A 4,341-nucleotide genomic window follows, 5' to 3' on the forward strand; every position below is an offset into this window, starting at 1 on the left:
ACAAATATAGTTCTCGCTCAAGAAAAATTCACCATTAGCGGAATAGTTTCTGATACTAAAAATAACGAAACACTTATCGGAGTAAACGTAATTGTGAAAGGAACTTCGGTTTTTGCAATAACAAATGAATATGGATTTTATTCGATAACATTACCAAAAGGCGACTATGAACTAGGCGTAAGTTATGTGAGTTATGAATCTATCGACGAAAAAATATCATTGACTCAAAATATCAAGAAAAACTTTGGATTAAAAGAATCGGGTGAAGTTTTGGAAGAAGTAATCATTACCGAAAAAAACACGACTAATACCAGAAAAGCCGAAATGAGTGTCAATAAATTATCGATTTCAACCATAAAGCAAATGCCAGTTGTGCTTGGAGAAGTCGATATTATAAAATCTATTTTATTTCTTCCAGGCGTTACCAATGCTGGCGAAGGTCAATCGGGATTTAATGTTCGTGGTGGTGGTGCCGATCAAAATTTGATACTTTTAGACGAAGCAACCATTTTTAATTCATCCCATCTTTTTGGATTTTTCTCTGTTTTTAATCCAGATGCGATAAAAGATTTGAAATTGTATAAAGGCGGTATTCCTTCTCGATTTGGTGGACGTGCCTCATCAGTTTTAGATATATATCAAAAAGACGGAAACAGTAAAGATTTTCACATGAATGGTGGTATCGGATTAATCTCAAGCCGACTTCTAGCCGAAGGTCCAATTGTAAAAGACAAAGGTTCGTTTATTGTTGCCGGACGTGGATCGTATGCGCATTTGTTTTTAAAATTATCCAGCAACGATAATTCGGCCTATTTCTACGATTTAAATACAAAACTGAATTACAAAATCAATAAAAACAACAGTTTATATCTTTCTGGATATTTTGGACGCGATGTTTTTAGTTTGAATGAAAGCTTTGTAAATACTTATGGGAACTCCACTTTAAACCTGCGATGGAATCATTTATTTTCTGATAAATTATTTTCAAATCTATCGATGATTTATAGTGATTATTACTACGGATTAAACCTTGATTTCGTTGGATTCAATTGGGATTCAGGCATTAGAAATTATAATTTAAAGTATGATTTCAAATACTATTTATCGGATAAAATCAAATTGAATTATGGTGCCAATGCCAACTATTACGAATTTAATCCGGGAACAATTGAACCTTCAAGAAGTGATTCTGGTATAAACTTCCGTCAATTAGAGAAAAAATATGCTATCGAACCTGCTTTTTATGTTGGATTAGATCAAAAAGTATCTGATAAAATCAATATCGAATATGGTTTGCGTTACAGCTTATTTTATAGACTAGGGAAATTTACGCAAAATATTTATGCTAATAATCAACCTGTTACATACAATGCTGAGTTTGAAATTTACGAAAAAGCAGCACCAATTGGAACACAATATTTTGGTTCGAATAAAACTATAGCCGATTACAATAATTTTGAACCTCGATTTTCAATTGCTTATGAACTTAGTAATAATAAATCGGTTAAAGCCAGTTATAATCGAATGGTTCAGTATTTACAATTGGTTTCTAATACTGCTTCGCCTACTCCATTGGACGTTTGGACGCCGAGTGATAATTTCATAAAACCACAAATTGCAGATCAAGTTGCTGTTGGTTATTTTGCTAATTTAAAAGAAGATGCTTATTCGTTAGAAATTGAAAGTTTTTACAAAACCATTAAAAACCGAATGGATTATATTGATGGTGCCGATTTAATTGCCAATGATGCCATCGAACAAGTCGTTTTAAACGGAGAAATGCGATCGTATGGTTTGGAAGTTTTATTCAGAAAAAATACTGGTAAATTAAGTGGCTGGATTGCTTATACTTTATCTCGATCGGAACAAAGAACTCCAGGAAGAACTGCCGAAGAATCCGGAATTAACAATGGTGATTGGTATCGATCTGCTTATGACAAAATGCACAATTTAGCAGTAACAGGTTCGTACAAATTGAGTAAAAAATGGAATTTTGGTGCCAATTTTACTTTGCAAACCGGTCAACCAGTGACTTTTCCAAACGGACAATACGAATACCAAGGAATCACGGTTCCAAGCTACGGATTGCGTAATGAAGACAACTTGCCTTTATACCATCATCTAGATATTTCTGCCACATTAACACCAAAACAAAGCGAAACTAAAAAATGGAAAGGCGAATGGGTTTTTAGTATTTACAACTTATATGGACGAAAAAATGCAGCCTCAATAAGTTTCAGACAAAATCAAGATTCGGGTGATAATGAAGCGCTTCGATTATCAATTTTTGGGTTAGTTCCATCGGTTTCTTATAATTTTAAATTCTAGTTTTTATGAAAAGTATAATTCAATATTTAGCTTTAATCCTTTTTACAATTTCATTTTCAAGTTGCGAAGATGTTGTTGATGTCGATTTAAACACAGCAAAACCAAGATTGGTAATCGATGCCTCTATAAAATGGCAAAAAGGAACATCGGGCAACGAGCAAAAAATAAAACTTTCCACTACAACCGATTATTTCAGCAATGTAATTCCTGTGGTTTCTGGCGCAACGGTATTTATTACAAATAGTTCGAATGCTGTTTTTGATTTTATTGAAGTTCCTTCGACTGGCGAGTACGTATGTTCCAATTTTAATCCTGTTGTAAATGAAACCTACATTTTAACCGTTCAAGTTGGTGGAAATACCTATACTGCAACTCAAAAATTAATGGCAACTCCAGTAATTGAAAGTATCGAACAAACGGCTGTTGAAGGATTTGAAGGTGAAGAAACTCAAGTAAAATTCTTCTTTCAAGATAACGGATTGGAAACTAATTTTTACCTTATTCAATTTAACAACATCAATGCATTTCCAGAGTATGGCGTTATTGAAGATGATTTTTTTCAAGGAAATGAGATGTTCGGATTAATACGAAACGCAGACATCAAAGCAGGTGACGAACTATACATGAGTGTTCAAGGAATTGATGAACGCTATTTTAACTACATGAATAAATTGATAGCGATTGCTGGAAGCAGCGGCGGAAGTCCGTTTGCAACGCCACCAGCAACTTTGCGAGGAAACATAGTAAATCAAACCAATCAAAAAAATTATCCACTAGGTTATTTTCATTTATCTGAAATTGATTCAAGAAATTATATCATCGAATAACCTATATTTGATTTCTTAAATTAAATTTCAAAATGTCATCACATCATATTGTTCGCGACGATCAAGAACCTGCTTTAATTATTGCAAATGGAGCTTCGTGTAGTTTTGAACTACTCGGACAACTTCTAGAATGGTCACCAGTTGTTGTAGTTTTAGACAATGCTATAGAACGCGTTTTGCAATTAGATATTAAAATTGACGTGCTTCTTGGTGATTTTGATGGCGATTTTAATCCCGAAATTTATAAAGAAAAACAGTTTCCGCTAGAAATTGTTCACACGCCAAATCAAGACAAAACCGATTTAGAAAAAGCCTTTGATTATCTTATTGAAAAAGGTCATCAAGCGGTAAACGTAGTTTGGGCAACAGGAAAACGCGCCGATCATACTATTACAAATATTACAAACATTGTAAGTTATCGTGACAAACTCAAAATTGTAATTCTAGACGACCATTCTAAAATATTTTTATTGCCAAATAAATTCGAAAAATGGTATACCAAAAATACTCCTATTTCATTAATTCCTATTGGAAAAGTTTCTGGAATTTCAACTCAAAATCTTTTTTATCCTTTGAATAATGAAGAGCTTACAATAGGTTACAGAACTGGAAGTAGCAATCATGTAACCGAAGACGGAATTGTAAAAATCGAACATTCTCAAGGCGATTTACTTCTAATGGAATGTTTTGATTAAAACCTTTGTAGTCTTCATTGATTTTCATATATTTGATATAGAAATGACAAAATGAAGAACAAAATAAACTCCGAAAAAACTACATTACATCCAAGAAATCCTCACCGATTTAGATATAATTTTGAAAAATTAATTCCAAATTTTCCTGAGTTAGAACAATTCGTTTTTACAAATGAACACAATTCAGAAACTATTGATTTTGCAAATCCTGATGCCGTAAAAGCATTGAATAAAGCATTATTAATTTCCGATTATGATATTCCGCATTGGGATATTCCAACTCATTATTTATGTCCACCAATTCCGGGAAGAGCCGATTATATTCATTATTTAGCCGATTTATTGTCTAATTCTAATGACGGAATAATTCCAGATGGCGAGCAAGTAATTGGTCTGGATATTGGCATTGGAGCCAATTGTATTTATCCAATCATTGGAAATCATGCCTACAATTGGAGCTTTGTTGGAACCGATATTGATGAAAAAGCAAT

Annotated in this window: 4 protein-coding genes; all 4 read left to right on the plus strand. The window is 33.1% G+C overall.

Annotated elements, in window-relative coordinates; all coding sequences use genetic code 11:
• The first annotated feature begins 6 nt into the window (after nt 1–6).
• Nucleotides 7–2,328 carry a TonB-dependent receptor gene (locus tag DIU01_RS10195; RefSeq protein ID WP_290834123.1) on the plus strand — a complete coding sequence of 774 codons (2,322 nt, stop codon included), beginning with the start codon at nt 7–9 and terminating at the stop codon, nt 2,326–2,328.
• A 5-nt stretch (nt 2,329–2,333) separates the two neighbouring features.
• Nucleotides 2,334–3,155, plus strand: coding sequence for a DUF4249 family protein (locus tag DIU01_RS10200; RefSeq protein ID WP_290834083.1), 822 nt, complete (start codon nt 2,334–2,336; stop codon nt 3,153–3,155).
• A gap of 32 nt (nt 3,156–3,187) precedes the next feature.
• Nucleotides 3,188–3,850, plus strand: coding sequence for a thiamine diphosphokinase (locus tag DIU01_RS10205; protein ID WP_290834085.1), 663 nt, complete (start codon nt 3,188–3,190; stop codon nt 3,848–3,850).
• Between the two features lie 51 nt (nt 3,851–3,901).
• Nucleotides 3,902–4,341, plus strand: a 440-nt coding sequence (locus DIU01_RS10210) for an RlmF-related methyltransferase (RefSeq protein ID WP_290834087.1), incomplete at its 3' end; no start/stop codon positions are given.

It is taken from the genome of Flavobacterium sp. (genome assembly GCF_003525665.1).
GTDB lineage: Bacteria > Bacteroidota > Bacteroidia > Flavobacteriales > Flavobacteriaceae > Flavobacterium.

Bases quoted from the DNA above. Each gene is read 5' to 3' on its own strand.
- DIU01_RS10200 (WP_290834083.1), top strand. From the start codon at position 2,334: ATGAAAAGTATAATTCAATATTTAGCTTTAATCCTTTTTACAATTTCA.
- DIU01_RS10205 (WP_290834085.1), top strand. From the start codon at position 3,188: ATGTCATCACATCATATTGTTCGCGACGATCAAGAACCTGCTTTAATT.